The sequence below is a fragment of the Erythrobacter litoralis HTCC2594 genome (assembly GCF_000013005.1).
Classification (GTDB): domain Bacteria; phylum Pseudomonadota; class Alphaproteobacteria; order Sphingomonadales; family Sphingomonadaceae; genus Parerythrobacter; species Parerythrobacter litoralis_A.
In genome coordinates this window covers 2,519,378-2,540,527 of record NC_007722.1, presented here as the reverse complement: position 1 = coordinate 2,540,527, position 21,150 = coordinate 2,519,378, and the positions used below count along the sequence as shown (strand labels likewise).

21 protein-coding genes and 1 tRNA gene are annotated in these 21,150 nt (G+C 64.6%); 16 read left to right on the top strand and 6 right to left on the bottom strand.

Annotation, left to right across the window (positions count from 1 at the left end; translation table 11 throughout):
- The first annotated feature begins 120 nt into the window (after window positions 1-120).
- The 8 genes from rpe to EL2594_RS12310 all read left to right on the top strand — a co-directional run bounded on the left by rpe (window position 121) and on the right by EL2594_RS12310 (window position 8,588).
- Window positions 121-786: a ribulose-phosphate 3-epimerase gene (rpe, locus tag EL2594_RS12340; RefSeq protein WP_011415424.1), complete on the top strand. Its 666-nt coding sequence runs from the start codon at window positions 121-123 to the stop codon at window positions 784-786.
- Entirely contained in the window at window positions 786-2,645 is a 1,860-nt protein-coding gene (locus tag EL2594_RS12335; RefSeq protein WP_011415423.1) for a heparinase II/III family protein, read from the top strand. Before rpe ends, EL2594_RS12335 begins: the two co-directional genes overlap by 1 nt.
- A 4-nt stretch (window positions 2,646-2,649) precedes the next feature.
- Window positions 2,650-4,236 (top strand): bifunctional phosphoribosylaminoimidazolecarboxamide formyltransferase/IMP cyclohydrolase, encoded by a 1,587-nt coding sequence (gene purH / locus EL2594_RS12330; RefSeq protein WP_011415422.1) that lies wholly within the window; start codon window positions 2,650-2,652, stop codon window positions 4,234-4,236.
- A gap of 207 nt (window positions 4,237-4,443) precedes the next feature.
- On the top strand, window positions 4,444-4,578 hold the full coding sequence (locus EL2594_RS15765; protein ID WP_011415421.1) for a hypothetical protein: 135 nt from the start codon (window positions 4,444-4,446) through the stop codon (window positions 4,576-4,578).
- Complete coding sequence (gene msrA, locus EL2594_RS12325) at window positions 4,575-5,252, top strand: peptide-methionine (S)-S-oxide reductase MsrA (RefSeq protein WP_011415420.1); 678 nt, start codon at window positions 4,575-4,577, stop codon at window positions 5,250-5,252. Before EL2594_RS15765 ends, msrA begins: the two co-directional genes overlap by 4 nt.
- Before the next feature lie 54 nt (window positions 5,253-5,306).
- Complete coding sequence (locus EL2594_RS12320) at window positions 5,307-5,765, top strand: Fur family transcriptional regulator (protein ID WP_011415419.1); 459 nt, start codon at window positions 5,307-5,309, stop codon at window positions 5,763-5,765.
- 67 nt (window positions 5,766-5,832) lie between these two features.
- A complete protein-coding gene (gene dxs / locus EL2594_RS12315) occupies window positions 5,833-7,755 on the top strand; it encodes a 1-deoxy-D-xylulose-5-phosphate synthase (protein ID WP_011415418.1) in 1,923 nt (640 codons plus the stop codon).
- An 11-nt stretch (window positions 7,756-7,766) separates the two neighbouring features.
- Window positions 7,767-8,588, top strand: coding sequence for an alpha/beta hydrolase (locus EL2594_RS12310; protein ID WP_011415417.1), 822 nt, complete (start codon window positions 7,767-7,769; stop codon window positions 8,586-8,588).
- Here EL2594_RS12310 and EL2594_RS12305 read toward each other — a convergent pair.
- Complete coding sequence (locus EL2594_RS12305; RefSeq protein WP_011415416.1) at window positions 8,560-9,027, bottom strand: PaaI family thioesterase; 468 nt, start codon at window positions 9,025-9,027, stop codon at window positions 8,560-8,562. The genes EL2594_RS12310 and EL2594_RS12305 overlap by 29 nt on opposite strands.
- Before the next feature lie 76 nt (window positions 9,028-9,103).
- Here EL2594_RS12305 and EL2594_RS12300 point away from each other — a divergent pair, with 76 nt between their 5' ends.
- A complete protein-coding gene (locus EL2594_RS12300; protein ID WP_011415415.1) occupies window positions 9,104-9,451 on the top strand; it encodes a winged helix-turn-helix transcriptional regulator in 348 nt (115 codons plus the stop codon).
- A gap of 1 nt (window position 9,452) precedes the next feature.
- On the opposite strand, the gene EL2594_RS12295 is transcribed toward EL2594_RS12300, so the two are convergent.
- The 4 genes from EL2594_RS12295 to EL2594_RS12280 are packed head-to-tail and all read right to left on the bottom strand — an operon-like array spanning window position 9,453 to window position 14,568.
- Window positions 9,453-10,142: an NnrU family protein gene (locus tag EL2594_RS12295; RefSeq protein ID WP_011415414.1), complete on the bottom strand. Its 690-nt coding sequence runs from the start codon at window positions 10,140-10,142 to the stop codon at window positions 9,453-9,455.
- Window positions 10,143-10,201: 59 nt separating this feature from the next.
- A complete protein-coding gene (locus tag EL2594_RS12290) occupies window positions 10,202-11,581 on the bottom strand; it encodes an amidohydrolase family protein (RefSeq protein ID WP_011415413.1) in 1,380 nt (459 codons plus the stop codon).
- Complete coding sequence (locus EL2594_RS12285) at window positions 11,578-12,960, bottom strand: amidohydrolase (protein WP_011415412.1); 1,383 nt, start codon at window positions 12,958-12,960, stop codon at window positions 11,578-11,580. Before EL2594_RS12285 ends, EL2594_RS12290 begins: the two co-directional genes overlap by 4 nt.
- A gap of 36 nt (window positions 12,961-12,996) precedes the next feature.
- Window positions 12,997-14,568 carry a peptide MFS transporter gene (locus EL2594_RS12280; RefSeq protein ID WP_011415411.1) on the bottom strand — a complete coding sequence of 524 codons (1,572 nt, stop codon included), beginning with the start codon at window positions 14,566-14,568 and terminating at the stop codon, window positions 12,997-12,999.
- 188 nt (window positions 14,569-14,756) lie between these two features.
- Between EL2594_RS12280 and EL2594_RS12275 the strand changes: the two genes are divergently transcribed.
- From EL2594_RS12275 to EL2594_RS12245, 7 genes are all read left to right on the top strand, one after another.
- Window positions 14,757-15,113, top strand: coding sequence for a GntR family transcriptional regulator (locus tag EL2594_RS12275; RefSeq protein WP_011415410.1), 357 nt, complete (start codon window positions 14,757-14,759; stop codon window positions 15,111-15,113).
- Window positions 15,114-15,277: 164 nt separating this feature from the next.
- Window positions 15,278-15,556, top strand: a complete 279-nt coding sequence (locus EL2594_RS12270; protein ID WP_011415409.1) for an integration host factor subunit beta — start codon at window positions 15,278-15,280, stop codon at window positions 15,554-15,556.
- A 92-nt stretch (window positions 15,557-15,648) separates the two neighbouring features.
- Window positions 15,649-15,734: transfer RNA gene (locus EL2594_RS12265), tRNA-Leu, on the top strand.
- Window positions 15,735-16,103: 369 nt separating this feature from the next.
- Window positions 16,104-16,727 (top strand): PilZ domain-containing protein, encoded by a 624-nt coding sequence (locus EL2594_RS12260; RefSeq protein ID WP_011415408.1) that lies wholly within the window; start codon window positions 16,104-16,106, stop codon window positions 16,725-16,727.
- A gap of 87 nt (window positions 16,728-16,814) precedes the next feature.
- A complete protein-coding gene (locus EL2594_RS12255; RefSeq protein WP_011415407.1) occupies window positions 16,815-18,416 on the top strand; it encodes an NAD(P)/FAD-dependent oxidoreductase in 1,602 nt (533 codons plus the stop codon).
- Between the two features lie 29 nt (window positions 18,417-18,445).
- Window positions 18,446-18,868, top strand: a complete 423-nt coding sequence (locus EL2594_RS12250) for a GtrA family protein (protein ID WP_041686066.1) — start codon at window positions 18,446-18,448, stop codon at window positions 18,866-18,868.
- A gap of 4 nt (window positions 18,869-18,872) precedes the next feature.
- On the top strand, window positions 18,873-20,639 hold the full coding sequence (locus EL2594_RS12245; protein WP_011415405.1) for a hypothetical protein: 1,767 nt from the start codon (window positions 18,873-18,875) through the stop codon (window positions 20,637-20,639).
- On the opposite strand, the gene msrB is transcribed toward EL2594_RS12245, so the two are convergent.
- Window positions 20,626-21,120, bottom strand: a complete 495-nt coding sequence (msrB, locus tag EL2594_RS12240; protein WP_011415404.1) for a peptide-methionine (R)-S-oxide reductase MsrB — start codon at window positions 21,118-21,120, stop codon at window positions 20,626-20,628. The genes EL2594_RS12245 and msrB overlap by 14 nt on opposite strands.
- Window positions 21,121-21,150 lie beyond the last annotated feature (30 nt).

The window sequence follows — 21,150 nt, the reverse complement described above, 5'->3', positions numbered from 1 at the left end:
GGCGAGCGGCCCGCCAAGCCAGTGTGGATAAGGGTTGCTCCCCGTCTGCCCAGCCGAGTCCCGGCGCGCTAAGGGGGAATGCAATCCCGGCGAACCGCCCAGCGCGAGATTGCACCTGCCATGGTACCACCGCTGATTTCTCCTTCCATCCTGTCGGCCGACTTTGCACGGCTGGGGGAAGAAGTGCGCAGCATCGACGCTGCGGGGGCGGACTGGATCCATGTCGACGTGATGGACGGGCATTATGTGCCCAATATTACCATCGGCCCGGCGGTTGTTAAGGCGCTCAGGCCGCACACCGACAAGCCTTTCGACGTGCACCTGATGATTGCGCCGATCGATCCCTATCTCGAAGCCTTCGCCGAGGCGGGGGCGGATATCATTACCGTCCATCCCGAAGCGGGCCCGCATATCCATCGCACGCTGCAGGCGATCCGCGCGCTGGACAAGAAGGCGGGCGTGGTGCTCAATCCCGGCACGCCGGTCGAAGTGCTCGATAACCTGATGGACCTGGCCGACCTTGTGCTGGTGATGAGCGTCAATCCGGGTTTCGGCGGGCAAAGCTTTATCGACAGCCAGCTCGGCAAGATCGAGAAGATCCGCAAGCGCATCGACGCCACAGGGCGCGATATTCACCTTGAGGTCGATGGTGGGGTCAATCCGGACACGGCGCGCCAGTGCGTCGATGCTGGGGCCGATGTTCTGGTAGCCGGTTCGGCCACCTTCAAGGGCGGGGAGGAGCGCTATGCCGCCAATATCCGCGCGCTGAAGGGGCTGGAGGCATGATGGACGCGGCCACCAAGGGCGCGCCCGAGAGCGTCAATAGCGAAGCGGTTGAAGAGCAGCTCGCCATCCCCTTGTCGGACGGTGCCGAAGATCAGGCGCTGGCATCCCCGCACGAGCATCGCGTTGCCGAGCGCGTGCTGGAGCCATCGCGCTCTCTGGTTCCGCTCGACCTCGCCGCCCCCAGCCTGAGCGCAGGCGAGCGGCTGATGCGGATGGCCTATCGCATCGGCGTGCCCGGCAAGACGCTGACCTCTCCCTTCGCCAAGCCGACGAGCATGCGCCTGCTGGCGACGGTCGACACGCCGCTCGCCGGAGAGCGCATGGCGGGTGTCGCTCTGCGCGCCGGGCATTTCCTCGTCCACGGGATAAAGGCGCCCATCGGCCAGATGGATTTCGCATCTGTCAGCGCCAAGCTGACGCCTCCTTTCGAACGGGTCGTGCACGGCTATGCTTGGCTGCGGGATCTGGCCGGGTGTTGCACCCGCGACCAGGGCGTTGCCGTGGCCGAGCGTATTCACAAGGCGTGGCTCGACGCCAATCCCAAGCCGGGCAAGGCGGCGGCGTGGAATGTCGAGCAGGTCGGGCATCGCTTGCTATCCTGGCTCGTCCATGCGCCGCTGGTGATGAGTAACGAGCCGTTGCGCGGGCGCACCTTGGCAGCGATCGAGGACACCGCGCGCTGGCTCGACCGCAATGTCGGCAAGGCGGAGGACCGGATCGGCGAAGTCTCTGGCTGGACGGCACTTGTCGCCGCCGGACTGCTGTTGCCCGATGGCAAGCCCCGCCGCCTTTATGCCGAGGCCGGGCTGGCCCGCGCGCTAGGCGAACTGGTGGCGGAGGATGGCGGCGTGCTGTCGCGCAGCCCCGTTGCGCAAATGGACGCGCTCGACCTGCTGGTCGAACTCGCCGCCTGTTACAAGGCGGTGAAGCTCGATCCGCCCGACGCGCTGGTGGCGATGATGAATCTGCTGGTGCCGCCGCTTCTCTCGTTGATGCATGGCGATGGCGGCCTGGGCAATTGGCAGGGCGCAGGTGCGGTTTCGACCGAGAAGGTCGCCGGCCTGATCCGCGCCAGCGGCGTGCGTACGCGCCCGCTCAAGGATGTGCGGCAATGGGGCTACCAGCGCGCGACCGGCGGCAAGACAGTGCTGCAATTCGATGCCGCCCCTCCGCCACTCCCGCGCCATGCGCGCGCGGGCTGCGCCTCCACGCTGGCCTTCGAGCTGTCGGTCGATGGCCAGCGGATAATTACCAATTGCGGGGGCGCAGCCTTCGCTGGCGGGCAGGTGCCGCACCGGATCGAGCAGGGTCTGCGCGCGACCGCGGCGCATTCGACGCTGGTGCTCGACGATGCCAATTCCACCGCCGTGTTGATCAAGGGTAAGCTTGGCGCAGGCGTCAACGAAGTCGAAGTCGATCGCCGCGCCATCGGCACCGGGCGGGGCAGCGCCACCCGGCTCGAAGCGAGCCATGATGGCTATGCCCAGCGCTTCGGGCTGACGCACCGGCGCATCCTGGTGCTGCGCGACGATGGCACGGAGCTGCTCGGCGAAGACGTGCTGATGCCTGCGGGCAAGCGCGGCAAGACCGGAAAGATCGGCTTCGCCATCCGTTTCCATATCGGGCGCGGGATCGAAATGCGGCTGGCAGAAGACAAGAAAGGTGCAGGGCTCGCCCTTCCCGACGGCAGCCATTGGCAATTCCGCGTCGCGGGCGATTTTGCGGGCGAAGTAAGGATCGAGGAAAGCCTGTGGGTCGATGGCAATGGCCGCCCGCAGCCGATCGAGCAATTGGTGGTCCAGGGTATGACCAGCCGCAGCGGGGGCTCGTTCTCCTGGCTGCTCAAACAGATGGGGTAATTACGTGACTGATGTCGTCATCAAGCGGGCGCTGCTTTCGGTGTCCGACAAGACCGGCTTGGTGGAACTGGGGCAGGCGCTGGCCGACCATGGTGTCGAACTGGTCTCGACCGGCGGCACGGCGAAGGCGCTGCGCGAGGCCGGGCTGCAAGTGAAAGACATCTCCGACCTCACCGGCTTCCCGGAAATGATGGATGGCCGCGTCAAGACGCTTCATCCGAAGGTCCATGGCGGTTTGCTGGCGGTACGCGACAATGCCGAGCATGCGGCGGCGATGGAAGAGCACGATATTGGCGCGATCGACCTAGTCGTCGTCAATCTCTACCCGTTCGAAGCAACCGTGATGCGCGGCGCCGAGCGTGACGAGATTATCGAGAATATCGACATCGGCGGGCCGAGCATGGTCCGCAGCTCGGCCAAGAACCACGCCTATGTCACCATCGTCACCGATCCCGCGGACTACGAAACCCTGCTGGGCGAGATGAAAGATGGCGGGGCGACGTCGCTCGATTTTCGCAAGGCGATGGCAGCCAAGGCCTTTGCCGCGACCGCCAGCTACGATTCGATGATCAGCCAGTGGTTTGCTTTTGCCGACCAGGGACAGTTGTTCCCCGACATGCTGGCGATCAACGGCAAGGCACCGACGCCCCTGCGCTATGGCGAGAACCCGCACCAGATGGCGGCGCTTTATACGCCTGTCGGCCCGCATACGCAGGGGATAGCGCAGGCGAAACAGGTGCAGGGCAAGGAACTCAGCTACAACAATTACAACGACGCCGACGCCGCGCTGGAGCTGTGCGCCGAGTTCAAGGAAGGCGATCCGGCGGTTGTCATCGTCAAGCATGCCAATCCGTGCGGCGTGGCGCAGGCGGGCTCGCTGCTGGAGGCGTGGGAACAAGCGCTCGCCTGCGACAGCGTGTCGGCTTTCGGCGGGATCGTCGCGGTCAACCGGACGCTCGACGGGCCGACGGCGGAAGCTATCGCCAAGATCTTCACCGAAGTCGTGGTCGCGCCCGATGCCGACGAGGCGGCGCGTGAAGCCTTTGCCAAGAAGAAGAACCTGCGGCTCCTCCTGACCGGCGACCTGCCCGACCCGCGCCGCGGCGGGCTGGCGGTGAAGCCGATCACAGGCGGATTGCTGGTGCAGTCGCGCGACAACGGTGCGCTGACCGTTGATGCGCTCAAGGTCGTGACCGAACGCGAGCCTTCCGAGCAGGAACTCAAGGACTGCCTGTTCGCGTGGACCGTCGCGCGTCACGTCAAATCCAACGCCATCGTCTATGCCAAGGACGGCGCGACTGCGGGCATCGGTGCGGGCCAGATGAATCGGCGCGATTCATCGCGCATCGCGGCAATGAAAGCTGCCGAAGCGGCGGAGAAATACGATTGGCCGCAGCCGCGCACCGTCGGCAGCGCCGTCGCGTCGGATGCGTTTTTTCCCTTCGCCGACGGGCTGCTGGCAGCCGCCGAAGCCGGGGCGACCGCGGTGATCCAACCGGGCGGCTCGATCCGCGATGACGAAGTGATCGAGGCGGCCAACAAGGCGGGGCTGGCGATGGTTTTCACCGGAATGCGGCATTTCAGACATTAATCACGCAGCCGTTGCTGTCGTATCTTCCGCGAAGGCGGGGACCTCGGTCGGTTTTGCGCCACCCCTGCCAACCGCGACTTTCGTACCGATTGTAACCGATCGGCCTGCCCCCACGTATAACCTGTTGCTGACCGATACATTCATGCGCTCGCAAGCGGGCACCGTGTATTCAGGTTGGCGAATAGAAACATGAACGGCAGATCCCCTATGCGCTTTTTATCCTCCGACCTCACCCGCAATTTCGCTATCGGTTTCGCCGTCGGCGCGGTTGCGATCCTCGTCCAGATGTCGCCCGACCAGTTGACGGCTATTCCGCAAGCTTTCGCGGCGAGCATCCGATGAAGCGCGGATTTCCGCTTTTCGCCGCTGTCGGCCTGGCGCTTGCAGGCTGCGGGCAGGTCGCCCTGGCAAAAGAAAACCATGTCCGCGCGCCGGCACCCAAGGTGACCGCCGCCGAGAAAGGCAGCACCCAGACTGCGATCTTTGCCGGTGGATGCTTCTGGGGAATCGAAGCCATCTTCAGCCATGTGAAGGGCGTAGAAAGCGCCATCTCGGGCTATCACGGCGGCACTGCGCGGTCGGCGAAATACTCGATCGTCACGTCGGGCGTCACCGACCATGCCGAAAGCGTGAAGGTCGTCTACGATCCGCGCGTCGTCAGCTATGACGAGCTGGTGCGGATTTTCTTCTCGGTCGGCGCCGATCCGACGCTCAGGAATCGTCAGGGTCCGGATGTCGGCGCGCATTATCGCGCCGCGCTGATCCCGGTGAACGCGCAACAGCGCAAGGTCGCGGCTGCCTACCTCCGGCAGATGGAGCGTTCGGACGTCTGGTCGAAGCCGATCATGACCAAAATCGAAAGTTACAAGGCCTTCTACCCGGCCGAGACCTATCATCAGGACTTCATGGCGAAGAACCCCAACCACGGCTATATCCGCCGCTGGGATGCGCCCAAGGTCCGCGCGCTCAAGCAATTCTATCCGGAGCATTTCCGCGCCAGTTTCAAGCGCGGATAGCGCAGGGGCGCGACTGACTGGAAAGGCGGTCCGCGCCTCGCTATATCGTTCGCCATGACGGCACACGCACATAGGGAACATGCGGGCGACGCGCTGGTCGACGCCGCCCGTGACGCGCTGGAAAGCAAGGGCGAACGCTGGACCGGCATGCGTGCCGAAGTGTTCGACGAGCTGGCCAGCCATACCGCACCCGCCAGCGCCTACGACATCGCCGACAATCTCTCGGCCCGCCGCGGCAGCCGGGTTGCGGCCAACAGCGTCTATCGCATCCTCGACCTGTTCGTGCGCAACAACCTCGCCAACCGGATCGAGAGCGCCAACGCCTTCCTCGTCAACACCCATCCGGGGTGCCGTCATGATTGCATCTTCCTGATCTGCGACGACTGCGGCAAGGCCAGCCATATCGATGACGATGCCGTCACCGGCGCCCTGCGCGCAGCAGGCCGTTCGGCAGGCTATTCCGACGTCAAACCGGTGGTCGAACTACGCGGATTGTGCAGCGACTGCGCCTGACCGGCAGGCGAAAGCCAGCTGAACTGGTTCATCGACAAGCACACATTGTCGGTGTAACCGCCAAGGCATGAGTGCACGACCCGATACCCCCCTTCTCGACACGGTGTCCTATCCCGAGGACTTGCGGAAGCTTGAGCCCGGCCAACTCCGCCAGCTGAGCGACGAACTTCGCGCCGAGATGATCAGCGCCGTCGGCGTCACGGGCGGGCATTTGGGGTCGGGGCTCGGGGTGGTCGAACTGACTGCGGCGATCCACTATGTCTTCAACACGCCTGAGGACCGGCTGATCTGGGATGTCGGGCACCAGTGCTATCCGCACAAGATACTGACGGGGCGGCGCGACCGCATCCGCACGCTGCGTCAGGGCGGCGGCCTTTCCGGCTTCACCAAGCGCAGCGAGAGCGAATACGATCCGTTCGGCGCGGCGCACAGCTCGACCTCGATATCGGCCGGGCTCGGCTTCGCAGTCGCCAACAAGCTGAAGGGCGAACCGGGCAAGGCTATCGCGGTAATCGGCGACGGCGCGATGAGCGCGGGCATGGCCTACGAGGCGATGAACAATGCCGAACAGGCCGGCAATCGGCTGATCGTGATCCTCAACGATAACGACATGTCGATCGCGCCGCCGGTGGGCGGCCTGTCGGGCTATCTCGCGCGGCTGATGAGCTCGAGCGAGTATCTCGGCCTGCGCAGCCTGGCCTCGCGCATGACCGCGAAGGTCAGCCGCCGCGTTCACACGTCGCTCGGCAAGGCCGAGGAATATACCAAGGGCTTGGTCACCGGCGGGACGCTGTTCGAGGAACTGGGCTTCTACTATGTCGGCCCGATCGACGGGCACAATCTCGACCACCTGATCCCGGTGCTGGAGAATGTCCGCGATGCCGAGGAAGGGCCGTTTCTCATCCATGTCCGCACGGTCAAGGGCAAGGGCTATGCACCGGCCGAAAACAGCGCCGACAAATACCACGGCGTTGCCAAGTTCGATGTCGTCACCGGCGAGCAGAAGAAATCGACCGGCGGCCCGCCTGCCTACCAGAACGTGTTCGGCGAAACGCTGGCCAAGCTGGCCGACAGCGACCCGCGCATCTGCGCCATCACCGCCGCCATGCCGAGCGGCACCGGCGTGGACAAATTCGCCAAGGCGCATCCGGACAGGGCCTTCGATGTCGGCATTGCCGAGCAGCATGGCGTCACCTTTGCAGCAGGCCTCGCGGCGCAGGGCATGCGGCCCTTCGCGGCGATCTATTCGACCTTCCTGCAGCGCGCCTACGACCAGGTCGTGCATGACGTCGCGATCCAGAACCTGCCGGTGCGTTTCGCCATCGACAGGGCCGGACTGGTGGGCGCCGATGGCAGCACCCATGCGGGCAGCTTCGACGTCACCTATCTCGCCACCTTGCCCAATTTCGTCGTCATGGCGGCGGCGGACGAGGCCGAGCTGGTCCATATGACCTACACGGCGGCAGAACATGACTCCGGCCCTATCGCCTTCCGCTATCCGCGCGGTGGCGGTATCGGCATCGACCTGCCCGAAACGCCCGAGAAGCTTGAAATCGGCAAGGGCCGGATCGTCAAACATGGCAGCAAGGTTGCGCTGCTGAGCCTCGGCACGCGGCTCGAAGAAGCGAAAAGGGCGGCGGACGAGCTGGAAGCCAAGGGCCTCAGCACCACCATCGCCGACATGCGTTTCGCCAAGCCGCTCGATACCGAGTTGATCGCACAGCTGATGAAGAACCACGAGGTCGTGGTCACGATCGAGGAAGCCAGCATCGGCGGCCTCGGCGCGCATGTGCTGACTTATGCCTCGGACGAAGGGTTGACCGATGCGGGCCTCAAGATCCGCACCATGCGCCTGCCCGACGCCTTCATCGAGCAGGACGCGCCCGAAAAGCAATATGACGAGGCCGGCCTCACTGCGCCGCACATCGTCGACACCGTGCTCAAGGCGCTGCGCCAAAACAGCGCCGGCGTCGAAGAGGCGCGGGCCTGACCCTCGCGGAGTTGCGAACCCTGCTGACGGTGCTGGCCATCGTGGCGGGGATTTATCTCGCCATCGCTCTGGCGGCCTGGGCAGCGCAGGGACAGCTCATCTATCCCGCCCTGCGTGGCCAGTCTGTGCCCGAAGAAAGCTATGAAGTCGTCGCGTTGCCGACCGCTGACGGTTTGGAGCTGCGCGTTTTCTGGCGTGAGGGTGAGCCTGGCAAGCCGGTGGTGCTGTATTTCCATGGCAATGGCGGCACCTTGGCGGGCAGTACGCAGGCGACCCGCGCCTTGGTCGCGGCCGGGTTCAGCGTCCTGTTGCCGGCCTATCGAGGTTACGAGGACAATGAGGGCACGCCGCACGAAAAGGGCCTCTACACTGACGGGCGTGCGGCGCTCGCCTGGCTGGCTGACAAAGGCGTCGCGCCCGAAAATCTCGTCGTCATCGGCAATTCGATCGGTACCGGGCCGGCAATGCAGATGGCGTCGGAGGTCGATCCGCTCGCGCTGATCCTTATCTCACCCTTCACCAGCTTGCCCGAGATTGCCGCGTCGAAGATGCCGATCCTGCCGATGCCGCTCTTGCTGCGCGACCGCTACGACAATTCCGCCAAGATCGGTTCGCTCGACATGCCAATCCTGATACAGGCCGGCAGCGCCGATACGCTTATCCCCGCGACGCACGGGCGGGCCCTGGCGCGGCTTGCGCCGGATGCAGACTTGCAGATCTTCGATGGCCTCGGGCACGATCTCAATTTTCGCCCGGAAACGGACGCGGCGCGGGTGCGCTGGCTGGAAGCCGAGGTTTTGCAACCTACTGCCCCGGCGACCCCGTCGGAATGACCGTGGCTTGAGCGACCGCCACCAGTTTGGGCTCGGCATCGTCGCCCTCGCTCCACACATCGGCGCGCACGATCACCTGCTTGCGGCCCGCCTTCATCACCGTGCCCTTGGCGCGCAGCCGGTCGCCCACGGCGGGGGCGAGAAAATTGATCGTGTAGCTGCCGGTCACGACATCGCCTGCCGCACTCGCCGCTGCCCAGGCGCAGGCATTGTCCGCCATCAGTCCGACGATCGCCCCGTGCGCGAAACCGTGGTGCTGGGTCAGATCGTCACGCATGGCGAGCGTCAATTCACTCTCGCCCTGCCACACTTTGACCGGCTCCACGCCGAGCCAGCGGGAGAAGCCCGACTTCGCAACCGCTACCCGCTTCATATAGGCGATCGACTGCTCGGGGCTTTCGAAGCGGGGGTGGGATTTGGCGGTGGGGGCGCTGCCCATGGTCGACCTCCTAAGTCTGGAAAACAGACTAATGCCACTTGCACACAAGATTGGCAAGCGCGATAGGAGGTCTGCGATGAAGACCTACGAACCCTCTCGCTCGCCATGCCCGATCGGGCGCGCCTCGCGCGTGCTCGGCGATCGCTGGGCGCTTCTGGTCATGCGCGAGGCTTTTCTGGGTGCCGAGAGGTTCGAAGATTTCATCCAGCGCCTGCCGATCAGCCGCGCGGCGCTGACCTCGCGGCTAGGCATGCTGGTCGATGCCGGGGTGCTCGAACGCGATCCGCCTGCCGCCAGGCGCGCCGCCTATCGCCTCACGTCGGCGGGTCGTGACCTCGTACCGGTCTACGCCGCCATGGCGGAATGGAGCGAGAAGCACCTGTTCCCCGAAGGGCGGACGGCCGCCCCGTGGGAAGCGCGCTAGCCTAGCCGATCCAGCGCCACGGCCCGGCGGCGACATTGCCGAGCGGCAGATGAAGCCAGCTGATGCCGAGCCACAGGGCGAAGGCGATCAGCCATGTGACGGGGCCGATCTTTGCGAAGCCGCCCAAGCGCGGCCAGTAGCTGGTCCGGCTTTCCCACTCGGTCCAGGCCTCGCCCATCAGCCGCTCCTTCTTGCGGTCCTGCAAGTGCGAGCCGACCAGCGCCATGACAATGATGGCCAGCGCCACGACCACGGTGCGTGCGGTGGGGGCGGCGATGATATGCGACGCACCCCATAGCGCGAAGCCCCACATCATCGGATGGCGGGTGACGGTAAAGACCCCGTGTGGCGCGGCCTTTGCCGCTTCGCTTGCGCCGGGCGTGGCGAGAGCCGGATTTTTCGGGGTCATCGACCCGACGAGGAGCACCATCGAAAACAGGCTGATAATCGATCCGGCGATCCAGGCCGGTCCGGTATAGCCGCTCTGCCACAGCACGCTCGGAGTCTCGATCGCCTTGAAGGCGAAGTACATCCACGCCATCGTCGCCGCGACGATCAGGCTGTAGACGGTCTGGAAACCGCCATTGCCCAGCACGCCGATCATGCCCGCGCGCAGCGGATGCGACATGACGATGTGTGCGCCCACGAAACTCACGCTCGCAGCGATCAGGGACAACAATGCAGGATCCATCGAGCCTCTCCTCGAACCCCGCCTACCGCATTAGGTAGCGATTTGCAACCTAAATTGCCTTACCAGTCGTAGGCCTTGGGCAAATCGCTCTCGTCGAGGTCGCGATAGCGGTCGCGCAGCCGCGTCTGGTGGTTGTCGAGCGGCTGCTCGACCCCGTCGATGAACACCCGCGTCGGAGCGGAAGACAGCTCGAGCGGATCGCCGTCCCAGATCACCAGGTCGCCTGCCGCACCGGGTGCAAGGACGCCGAAACGGCCGCCGTAGCCCGAAATCTCTGCTGGTGCCGACGTGATCGTGGCGAAGGCCTGCCCCCAGCTCAGCCCCGCAGCACCGGGGATCTTGCCCAGCGCCACGAGGTTGCCGGCATATTGCGTCGCATTGAGCGGTTTTTCGATGCCGTTGGTGAGGCCGCCGATCGCGACCTTCACGCCCGCCCGCACCATGCGACCCACGTTGCTTTGTGTCGCGGCCAGTTCCTCGAATGCCTCGGGCAGGTTGCCGACGGGATCGGTGATGACCGGCACACCGGCCGCCGCGATCTCGTTCGCCGCCAGCCAGCCTTCGCTCGCGCCGACCAGCACGAGGTCGATGCGCGGAAATTCGCGCTTGAGCGCGAGCACCTGGCGAATGTCCGAGGCCCGCTCGACCCCGACATAGAGCGGCTGCTCACCGCGCACGACGGGCACGAGCGCAGCCGCGTCGAAGCGCGTCAGCAATACGTCGTTGCCCCGCTCGGACCGCGAATCGATCAGCCTCGGATCGACGCCGATATCGTCACCGGTCGGATTGCGCTCGGGCGCGGCCGAACCGCCTGGTATTTGGGCATCGCGACCGTATTGGCGCGCTTCACGCAGCGCGTTGCGGAGCAGTGCGTGACTCGCCGTGCGGCTACCGCCGGCGATGCGCGCGCCCTGTTCGCCCATGGCGACGTACTGGAAGGCGCGGCGCCGCACGAGCATGTCGGCATCGGCCCCCAAATCGACGATCGCCCCCTGCCCGCCGAAGATCGAGCTGGAGGGGAAGGACAAAATGCTCGCCCGCGTCACGCCGCCCGCGCGGTTGACCGCCACATGCTGCGACGACGGATTGAGCGCGGTCGCCACGTCGAGGGCCGCGCTGAAGGGCGAGTCCGACGCGCTCTGGTCGTTGCTCGATTGCACTGCGCCGACATCCCACAGGCCAAGCGTGGTCAGCGGCGAGAACATGCCGGGGGTCACCCACATCCCGCTGCCGTCGATCACAGGCATACCGGCCGGGGCGCCGACGCCGCTGCCCGCTGCGACCACGCGGCCGCCGCGGACGACAACGGTCGCGCCTTCTATCGGGTCGCTGCCGTCGCCGGTGGCGACAGTGGCATTGGTGATCGCGACATCCTGCGCGGCGGCAGGCGATGCGGCGAGGGCGATGGCGGATACGGCCAGGCTGAGGAAACGCTTCATTTCACATCTCCTTCGCCGGGCTGGCCGAGCTCGAAATCGCTCACCGGCCGCCGTTTGCGGTCGATCGCATCGTACAGCAGCGCGCCGTCGACCCACACTTTCTCGGGCCGCGAATAGACGCTCAGCGGGTTGCCGTTCCACAGCACCACGTCGGCCATCTTGCCCGCCTCCAGGCTGCCGGTCATGGCATCGACCCCCATCGCTTTCGCAGGATTGAGGGTAATCCAGCCGATGACGGTTGCATCGCTGATATCGATGCCGAGGCGACGCCCCGCGGCCTGCGCCTTTGCAGCCTCCTGGTTCAGCCGCTGGATCTCGCGGTCGCTGTCGGAATGGATGACCACGCAGGCGCCTTCGCGTTGCAGGAAGGCGGCGTTTTCCGGAATGCCGTCATAGCTTTCCATCTTGAAGCCGTACCAGTCGGCCCAGATCGCGCTGCACACGTCGTTGTCGCGCAGCAGGTCGCCGATCTTGTAGGCTTCGACGGCATGGTGGAAGGCGGAGACGCGGTATCCCATCTCTTTCGCCATATCCATCACCAGCGCCATCTCGTCGGCGCGGTAGCAGTGGTTGTGGACGAGGATCTCACCGTCGAGCACGCCCTTGAGCGTTTCCTTGGCGAGGTCGCGCTTCTTGCCGTCATAGGCCTTGGCATCGAGCCAGGTCTGGCGGTTGACGGCGAAATTGCCCATCCGGGTCGACGGCATGCGCCCGCGCCCGCCATAGACCCGCTTGGGGTTTTCCCCGCAGGCCATCTTCATGCCGTAGGGCGCGCCGGGAAATTTCATGCCCTGCACGGTGCGGCTGTAGACGTTCTTGAGCGTCACCGAGCGTCCGCCGACAAGGTTGGCCGAGCCGGGCAGGATTTGCAGGCTCGTGACCCCGCCATTGGCCAGGGCGCGGCTGAAGCCGGGGTCCTGCGGCCAGACCGAATGCTCGGCCCAGACGTCGGGCGTTGTGGGGCTGGTCGCCTCGTTGCCATCAGAATGCGCCGGCACGCTGGGCGAAGGGTAGTCGCCGAGGTGGCTATGGATATCGATAATACCGGGGGTGACGAATTTCCCGCTACCGTCGATCTGCGTGTAGCCCGCGGGGATGGCGAGACTCGCATCGCCGATGCCGACGACCTCGCCATCGGCGAACAGCACGATGCCGTTATCGATCCGCCCACCGGCACCGTCGAACACGGTGGCCCCGACCAGCGCGGTCGGCACGCCGGGATAGCGGCGGTAGGTCGATGCGAACGGCGCCCTGCCGTCGGCACCCACCGAAGGATCGGAGGCGGAGGCGCTTTCGGCATCCGATCCCGTGCCGGTCGTGGCGGAACAGGCGGCCAGCGCCAGTGCGCCTCCGCAAGCGAGAAGCGCAGCTAGACGCATAGTGATGACCCCCTTGGTGACTTTACGAGGATGAGATTACCGAGCCGGACGCGTGGTCGGATGGACGCCCGCTTCCTGCGGTTCGTAACCTGCTTCGGCAGCGCCCTCCAGTTCGTCGTCCTTGAGCGTGTCGAGATGCATCAGCTTCTTGACGAAGGGGCTGATGACCAGCACGCCGATGCCGACACCGACGGCGACCCAGCCGACGGTCGAATAGACATCCAGCACGACCTGCTTGCCGGCTTCTTCGCCGACGCCTTCGGCACCCGTCGCCGCCGCGATCAGGCCGGCGGCGAAATTGCCGGTGGCCGATGCGAAGAACCAGGTGCCCATGATGAGCGATGCCATATGGGCCGGGGCCAGCCGGTTCATGGCCGACAGGCCGACCGGGCTGAGGCACAGCTCACCGGTGGTGTGCAACAGGTAGATCAGGAAGATGAAGATCACCGGCGTCGGCACGTCGATGCCGACCGAATTGGCACCCCAGACCAGCACCAGGAAGCCAAGCCCGACCTGGATGACGCCAAGCCCGAACTTGAAGGGCGAGGACGGCTCCATCCCCTTGCGGCCCAGCCACGTCCACGCTGTGGCGAACACCGGGGCGAGCAGGATGATGTAGATCGCGTTGATCGACTGGAAGGTCGAGGCGGGCACGCCGCCGCGGTCCACGTGCCGATCGGTGAACAGGTTGAGCGAAGAGCCCGCCTGCTCGAACAACGCCCAGAAGATGATCGAGGTCAGGATCAGGAACAGGGCCGCAAAGATGCGGTCGCGATCGTCCGGCTCCAGCTTGGTCACCGCAGTACCGATGACATAGGAAACGAGCACCAGGCCGAACCCGCCGAGGAGCCAGCCGACCACCGACTGGTACTGGATCAGCGCCCAGCAGATTGCGACAAGCACGAACCCGATGCCGTACATCGTCCATTCGGTGCTCTTGGCCAGCGGCTTGGGCGGCTCGCCCCTGCCGAGCAGCAGCGGCTTGCCCCAGGTAAAGACGATCAGGCCCAGCAGCATGCCGATGCCGGCCAGCCCGAAACCGTAGGCCCAGCCATAGGTTTCCCCGATATAGCCGCACAGCAGCGAACCGATCGCGGCGCCGAGGTTAATGCCCATGTAGAAGATCGTATAGGCCCCGTCGCGGCGCACATCGGTGCGCGGATAGAGCTGGCCGACGATCACCGAAATGTTGGCCTTCAGAAAGCCCGAGCCGACGATGATCAGCGCGAGCGCGAGCCAGAACACATAGATGACGGGATTATCGACATTGCCCGCAGCCGGAGCGCCCTCGAACGCCATGAAAAAGTGACCCAGCGTCAGCAAGACGGCCCCGAAGGCGACCGCCTTCCTCTGTCCGAGATATTTATCGGCCATGTACCCGCCGACCACCGGGGTGATGTAGACCAGCGCGGTGTAGGCACCGTAGATGATGCCGCTCTCGCTGTCCGAAAACAGCCAGTGCTTGGTCAGGTAGAAAATCAGCAGCGCCCGCATGCCGTAGTAGGAGAAGCGCTCCCACATTTCGGCGAAGAACAGGACGAATAGCCCCTTGGGATGACCCAGGATCGTCCCCGCGGAATCCCCATGCGGCATGGATTGCGTTGCCATTGTGCGAAAAGCCTCTCGTTTTGAACCCGAATACGGGCCGCATCTCCCCCGGCCCTTTTCAAACGGCGCACCCTAGCGGCTGTTTTGCCGATGTGAAGATATTGTTTCAGGCGAAACCGCTTTTCCCGGCAAACCCCCGGGTATCACTCCCTTGACCTGACACGGTGTATTATGGCACTGAAGCACCCATGAGTACTTCGAGCCGCCCCGTCTACCTGCGCCTGCGCGACATCATCGCCGCCGCCATCATGGAAGGCCGTTATGGGGAGGGCGACATGCTGCCTTCGGTTCGGGCCTTTGCGGCCGAGCAGGGCGCGAACCCCCTCACTGTCGCCAAGGCCTACCAGCAATTCCAGAACGACGGGCTGGTCGAGGTGCAGCGCGGCGTCGGCATGTATGTCGTGGAGGGTGCGGCGGAGAAACTGCGCAAGGCCGAGCGCGACGTATTCCTGGCCGAGGAATGGCCGGAAATCCGGTCGCGGATCAGGCGTTTGGGCCTCGATACGGCGCAACTTCTCGCTACCGGGCGTGCCGAAACTGTTTGAGCCGCAACAGTTTTCTGAAATTTTCGGGCTTCGGTTTGCGCGAGGGCCGTGGTTCTGCCATTATCTGACTTTCCGGCAGGGGCTAAGCCGCTGCTGGATATTTTCGGGAGTGGGGCCCACACAGGCTGACCGTGCTCATCGGGTGAGATGGTCGGGAGAAAAATATGATCCGTTCGGAACTGCTTCAGGCTTTGGCGCGCGACAATCCGGATTTGCGCGCGGAAGAGATTGAGCAAGTCGTCGACATCTTCTTCGACGAAATCTCGCGCAGGCTGGTGGAAGGCGGGCGCGTCGAACTGCGCGGCTTCGGGGCATTCTCGACCCGCGAACGCGAAGCGCGGCAAGGGCGCAACCCGCGCACCGGCGAACCGGTCAGTGTGCCGGCCAAGCGCGTGCCCTATTTCAAACCGGGCAAGGAAATGCGCAACGCGCTCAACGAGTAAGCGCGCGCACCGGACAACGTATCTTTCATAGCTTCCGGCATCCCGCTAGGGATCGCTCGCGCATGGGCGATCCCCATCGCGACGACGGGTTCGCGGGTGTGGCGGAATGGTAGACGCCGGGGACTTAAAATCCCCTGAGCTTTGGCTCGTGTGGGTTCGAGTCCCACCACCCGCACCACTTTCAGCCAGACAAAACCGTCCGGGGGACGGTTTTGCGCTCATACTCCCGAGCGCAAGCGAAGGGTTGTGACTCAATCCAGTCCGGGGGACTGGATTGGCCTGAAAACTCCCAAGCGCAAGCGCGGGAGGCAGCACGCGCGACTGTCCGGGGGGACTGGATTGGCCAGGAAACTCCCAAGCGCAAGCGCGGGAGGAGGCGGGCAGAACGCAGTCCGGGGGACGGTTTTGCGCTGAAACTACCAAGCGCAAGCGAAGTGTCGACCACTACAAAACTGCATCCTGCGCCACCGGGCCATCTACGTAACGGATCGTTAGAACTTTGTCCGCCATAGCCGCCTAATCATTCCGTGTGGTTATACGGAAAGACATGATGGTCGCATCCAATTCACAGCCGCTTGCGCTGAACGATAGTGCTGAGCCTGCCGAGCAGCGCGCCGCTCCGCGCTATACGTTGATGCTGCGCCAGGCGCGGTTGCTGACCGCGCAGGGCCAGTTTCTGTGCGTCGTGCGGGACATTTCGCAGACCGGCGTGAGGGTGAAAATCTTCCATCCCCTCCCGGCGTGCACCGATGTCCGGCTCGAAATCATCGAAGCCCGCCCGATTCCGCTCGAACAGGTGTGGGCAAACGATGAAGAGGCGGGCTTCCGTTTCGCCGGGCCGATCGACCTTGCTGCCTTTCTCGCGCACGATCCGCAATTTCCGCGGCGCCAGTTCCGCGTCGATCTGGATGTCCCGATCCAGGTCAGCAGCGGCCTCGTCCGGGTCGAGGCGACTTCGATCAATATTTCCCAGCAGGGGGCCTGTATCCGCAGCCCGGCCTCGTTCGCGAGGTTCCAGCTGGTGAAGATGGAGAGCGAAATCCTGCCGACCGTCCATGCCAAGGTGTTGTGGCGACAGGGCAAGGTTCACGGGCTGGTGTTCGAGGATACCTTTACCTTTCGCGAATTCGCCATGGCCCTCGGGCGCTTGCACGGGCTGCCTCGCAGCTGAGCACCGGCGCTTTTCCCGGCGGGCGTTAACACCTCCCTAACCATTTTCCTTCACTCCCCGGTCAACAGATCACAACCGGGGGCAAACATGCACAACGCCACTTCTCGCGAACTGAATGTCGACGTAGCCATCATCGGGGCAGGCCCGGCAGGCCTGACCGCAGGATACCTGCTGACCAAGGCCGGCAAGAGCGTCGCCATCATCGAGAAAGACGAGACCTATGTGGGTGGCATCAGCCGCACCGTCGAACACGAAGGCTACCGCTTCGATATCGGCGGGCACCGCTTCTTCTCGAAGAGCGCTGCTGTCGTCGACCTGTGGAACGAGATCCTGCCCGACGATTTCATCCAGCGCCCGCGGATGAGCCGCATCTATTACGAAGGCAAGTTCTACAGCTACCCGCTGCGCGCTTTCGAAGCGCTGTCGAACCTCGGCATCCTGCGCTCGACCGCCTGCATGGCGAGCTACCTCTGGTACAAGGCATTCCCGATCAAGACCGTGAAGAGCTTCGAGGACTGGACCACCAACCAGTTCGGCCAGAAGCTCTATTCGATCTTCTTCAAGACCTATACCGAGAAGGTGTGGGGCATGCCCTGCGACGAAATGAGCGCCGACTGGGCCGCGCAGCGCATCAAGGGCCTCTCGCTCTGGAGCGCGGTGACCGACGGTCTCAAGCGCTCGCTCGGCCTCAACAAGAAGCCCAACGACGGCATGGAAACCAAGACCCTTCTCGAAACCTTCCGCTACCCGCGGCAGGGCCCGGGCATGATGTGGGAAGCCGCACGCGACAAGATCGTCGCCACCGGCAAGGGCCAGGTCATCATGGGCTATGGTCTCGAGCAACTCGCTGCCGACGGTGAAGGCGGCTGGCGCATGTCGGCCACCAACAAGGATGGCGACAAGGTCGTCGTCAAGGCCGGCCATGCCATCAGCTCTGCCCCGATGCGCGAGCTGGGTGCGCGTTTGCACCCGCTGCCCGAAACGAGCTGGAACGGTTCGAACCTCAAGTATCGCGACTTCCTGACTGTCGCCCTGATGGTGGAAGGCGAAGACCTGTTCCCGGACAACTGGATCTATATCCACGACAGCAAGGTACAGGTCGGCCGCGTTCAGAACTTCCGCAGCTGGTCGCCCGAGATGATCCCGGACGAGAAAATGGCCTGTGTCGGACTCGAATATTTCTGCTTCGAGGGCGACGGCCTCTGGGACATGGCCGATGCCGATTTGGTCGACCTTGCTACCACTGAAATGAAGACGCTCGGCCTGCTCGATCCGGCCAAGGTCAAGGGCGGCGCGGTTGTGCGGCAGGAAAAGGCGTATCCGGTCTATGACGAGGACTACGCCGCCAATGTCGCTGCCATGCGCGGCGAGCTGGAGCACAAATATCAGACGCTGCACCTGGTCGGCCGCAACGGCATGCACCGCTACAACAACCAGGACCACGCGATGATGACCGCCATGCTGACGGTCGAGAACATCCTCGCCGGCGAGCGCGTCTACGACATCTGGTGCGTCAACGAAGACGCCGAATATCACGAAGCTGGCGATGAAGGTGCTGAGAAGGCGCTGCCGGCCCGCGAGCAGGTGTCCGAAGACCAAGCCGCCGCGCTCAACTCGATGCGCGACGTGCCCGAGCGGATCGTCGAAGCGGATGCGGATGAAACCGCCGCCGACCGCCGCGTCGCCTGATGACTGAGGTTGCGAAGGAGACAGCGCCGATGACGGCCCCCCTCAAACATGGGCTCCATCGCCTCAAGGACGTCGTGCTGGTGCGCTATCTCATTGCCAGCGTCGGAGCCCTTGCCGTCGATATCGGCAGCTTCCTCGCTCTGCTGTCGTCGGGAGTGCCCGCCGTCGCTGCATCGGCGATCGGCTATTCGCTCGGCATCCTTGCGCACTGGCTCCTCTCGAGCCGCACGGTGTTTACAGGCCGCGTGGCCGAGCGCGGGGTAGAGCGGACCAAGCAGAAAGCGATGTTCGTCGGATCGGCCCTGGCAGGCCTCGCCTTGACCACTGCCATTGTCGGCGTGGGCGAATGGGTCGGTATCGATCCGCGGCTTGCCAAGCTGGTAGCCGTCGGCGCCAGCTTCTCCCTGACCTGGCTGCTGCGCAGCAAGGTCGTGTTCCGCCACGCAGGCTAGACCCATGGAAGACCGCCGCCTCCGAGCCGGCGAACACCCGCTGCGGCGCATCCTTGCGGCGTGGCTGCTGGTCTGCGTGCTGCTGGTCGCGGTGTCGATGCAGAACATACTCTTGGGGCGCTTCCCCGATCCCGACGACGTGCTGCGGCTGGTCCAGGTCCGCGATCTGCTTGCCGGACAGAGCTGGTTTGACCTGAAGCAGCACCGGATCGATCCGACGGGCACGGTGCCGATGCACTGGTCGCGGCTGGTCGATATACCGCTGCTCGTCGTCATCGGCGGGCTCACGCCGCTGCTCGGTCAACCGCTCGCCGAATTGGTCGGCGTGGTGCTGGTGCCACTACTCGCGCTTCTCGTTTCCATGCTGTTCGTCGGACGGATGGCGTGGCGGCTGTTCGATGTCGAGACCGCGGGCCTCGCGTGCCTGGCAATGGGCTTTCTCGCGCTGCTGGTGTTCCAGTTCCAGCCGCTGAGGATCGATCACCATGGCTGGCAGATCTGTGCCGTCATCGGCGCAATGTGGGCGATCAACGGCCGCACGGGCTGGAAAGGCGGTGCATTGGCGGGCCTCGCCGTGGCGCTAGGCATCGCGATCTCGCTCGAATTGCTACCCATCGCGGCCCTGTTCGGCGCTGTGCTGGCGCTGCGCTGGTTGCGCGACGCAAAGCAGCGCTTTTGGCTGGTCGGATATCTCCAGTCGCTGGCAATCTCGCTTGCCGTGATCTTTGCCGCGACCCGCGGTTTCGCCGACCTCGCGCTGTATTGTGACGCCCTGACACTGCCACATATCGGCTTCTTCGCTATCGCGGCGGGAGGCGTCACGGCGCTGTCGCTGCTGCCGCGCCTGCCGTGGCCGATTGTGGTGGTGGGCCTCGGCATGGCCGGACTTGCCGGAATTGCCGCTTTCGGCCTCGCCTCGCCGCAATGCCTGCGCACGCCCTTCGGCGCGCTCGACCCGCTGCTGCGCGACTATTGGTATGCGAATGTGCTCGAAGGGCGCCCGATCTGGGACCAGCCGGCATTGGTCTACCCGCAATTGCTGCAGATAGTTGGCGGCTTCGCCATCGCCATCCACCTGTGGCGCAAGGCCGAAGGCTGGAAGCGCGGCTGGTGGAGCGACTACGTGCTGGTCTTTGCCGGAACGCTGCTGCTCGGCCTGTTCGTCTGGCGCTCGATGGCTTTCGCTTCGGTCATGGCCGCCTTGCCGCTCGGCTATCTGCTCAAACGCGGTCTCGAAGCGTTTCGCCGCATGGAAAGGCCCCTGCAGCGGATTGGCGTGATCCTCGGCATGGCGCTCGTGCTGATCCCTTCCGCGCCCTATCTGGCGGCACAGCGCCTGCTCGCCTCGACCGGCGGGAGCGATGTCGGCGGCATCGGGATGTCTTCCTGCGACCTGTTCGACAGCGCCGACGCGCTGGGCCGACTGGACACGGCAACGATCTTCGCCCCGCTCGATATCGGCCCGGCAATCCTGCAGCGATCGCCCCACGCCGTCGTGGCGACCGGGCACCACCGCGCGGAACTGGCGATGAAAGACGTGATCACCGCGTTCACCGGCACGCCGGAGGATGCCCGCCCGATCATCGAGAGGCACGGCGCGCGCTATCTCGTCATGTGCACCGACCTGGTCGAGCCGGATATTTACGTTAAACGCGGTGGCGACGGCAGCCTTGCGTCGGCCCTGCGCGATGGCACACCGCCGGACTGGCTCGAGCCGGTCGATCTCGATACGCCCGAGACCTTCCGCATCTGGCGGGTTAGGCCGGAATAAAGTCCATCGCCACGCCGTTGATGCAGTGACGCTTGCCCGTCGGCTTGGGGCCGTCGTTGAAGATATGGCCCAGGTGTCCGCCGCAATCGGCGCAATGCACTTCGGTGCGCGGATAGCCGAGCTTGTAATCGGTCGATGTGCCGACAGCGCCGCGACCGATCGGCTGCCAGAAGCTTGGCCAGCCGGTGCCGCTGTCGAACTTGTGCTTCGAGGAATAGAGGCGGTTGTTGCAGCCCGCGCAGACGAAGGTGCCCGCCCGCTCTTGGTCGTCGAGCGGCGAGGAATAGGGGCGCTCGGTTCCTGCCTGGCGCAGGATGCGGAATTCCTGCGCGGTCAGCTGCTTGCGCCATTGCGCTTCGGATTTCTGCACCGGAAAACTCTTGGCCTGTGCGGGGTTAACCCCGCAGGCGGTCAGCGCGGCGAGCGAGGCACCCGCGCCGAACCAACCGAGCATCTGGCGGCGATTTGGATCTTTGGTCATGTGGTGCTCCGTAGCGTAGAGGGAATGTCT

Coding starts and splice junctions, on each gene's coding strand:
- EL2594_RS12280 (WP_011415411.1), bottom strand. CDS start 14,568: ATGGCAACGCAATCCATGCCGCATGGGGATTCCGCGGGGACGATCCTG.
- EL2594_RS12255 (WP_011415407.1), top strand. CDS start 16,815: ATGCACAACGCCACTTCTCGCGAACTGAATGTCGACGTAGCCATCATC.
- EL2594_RS12260 (WP_011415408.1), top strand. CDS start 16,104: ATGATGGTCGCATCCAATTCACAGCCGCTTGCGCTGAACGATAGTGCT.
- EL2594_RS12250 (WP_041686066.1), top strand. CDS start 18,446: ATGACGGCCCCCCTCAAACATGGGCTCCATCGCCTCAAGGACGTCGTG.
- EL2594_RS12270 (WP_011415409.1), top strand. CDS start 15,278: ATGATCCGTTCGGAACTGCTTCAGGCTTTGGCGCGCGACAATCCGGAT.
- EL2594_RS12285 (WP_011415412.1), bottom strand. CDS start 12,960: ATGCGTCTAGCTGCGCTTCTCGCTTGCGGAGGCGCACTGGCGCTGGCC.
- rpe (WP_011415424.1), top strand. CDS start 121: ATGGTACCACCGCTGATTTCTCCTTCCATCCTGTCGGCCGACTTTGCA.
- EL2594_RS12305 (WP_011415416.1), bottom strand. CDS start 9,027: ATGGGCAGCGCCCCCACCGCCAAATCCCACCCCCGCTTCGAAAGCCCC.
- EL2594_RS12245 (WP_011415405.1), top strand. CDS start 18,873: ATGGAAGACCGCCGCCTCCGAGCCGGCGAACACCCGCTGCGGCGCATC.
- msrA (WP_011415420.1), top strand. CDS start 4,575: ATGAAGCGCGGATTTCCGCTTTTCGCCGCTGTCGGCCTGGCGCTTGCA.
- msrB (WP_011415404.1), bottom strand. CDS start 21,120: ATGACCAAAGATCCAAATCGCCGCCAGATGCTCGGTTGGTTCGGCGCG.
- EL2594_RS12300 (WP_011415415.1), top strand. CDS start 9,104: ATGAAGACCTACGAACCCTCTCGCTCGCCATGCCCGATCGGGCGCGCC.
- EL2594_RS15765 (WP_011415421.1), top strand. CDS start 4,444: ATGCGCTTTTTATCCTCCGACCTCACCCGCAATTTCGCTATCGGTTTC.
- EL2594_RS12320 (WP_011415419.1), top strand. CDS start 5,307: ATGACGGCACACGCACATAGGGAACATGCGGGCGACGCGCTGGTCGAC.
- EL2594_RS12295 (WP_011415414.1), bottom strand. CDS start 10,142: ATGGATCCTGCATTGTTGTCCCTGATCGCTGCGAGCGTGAGTTTCGTG.
- EL2594_RS12335 (WP_011415423.1), top strand. CDS start 786: ATGGACGCGGCCACCAAGGGCGCGCCCGAGAGCGTCAATAGCGAAGCG.
- EL2594_RS12290 (WP_011415413.1), bottom strand. CDS start 11,581: ATGAAGCGTTTCCTCAGCCTGGCCGTATCCGCCATCGCCCTCGCCGCA.
- EL2594_RS12275 (WP_011415410.1), top strand. CDS start 14,757: ATGAGTACTTCGAGCCGCCCCGTCTACCTGCGCCTGCGCGACATCATC.
- dxs (WP_011415418.1), top strand. CDS start 5,833: ATGAGTGCACGACCCGATACCCCCCTTCTCGACACGGTGTCCTATCCC.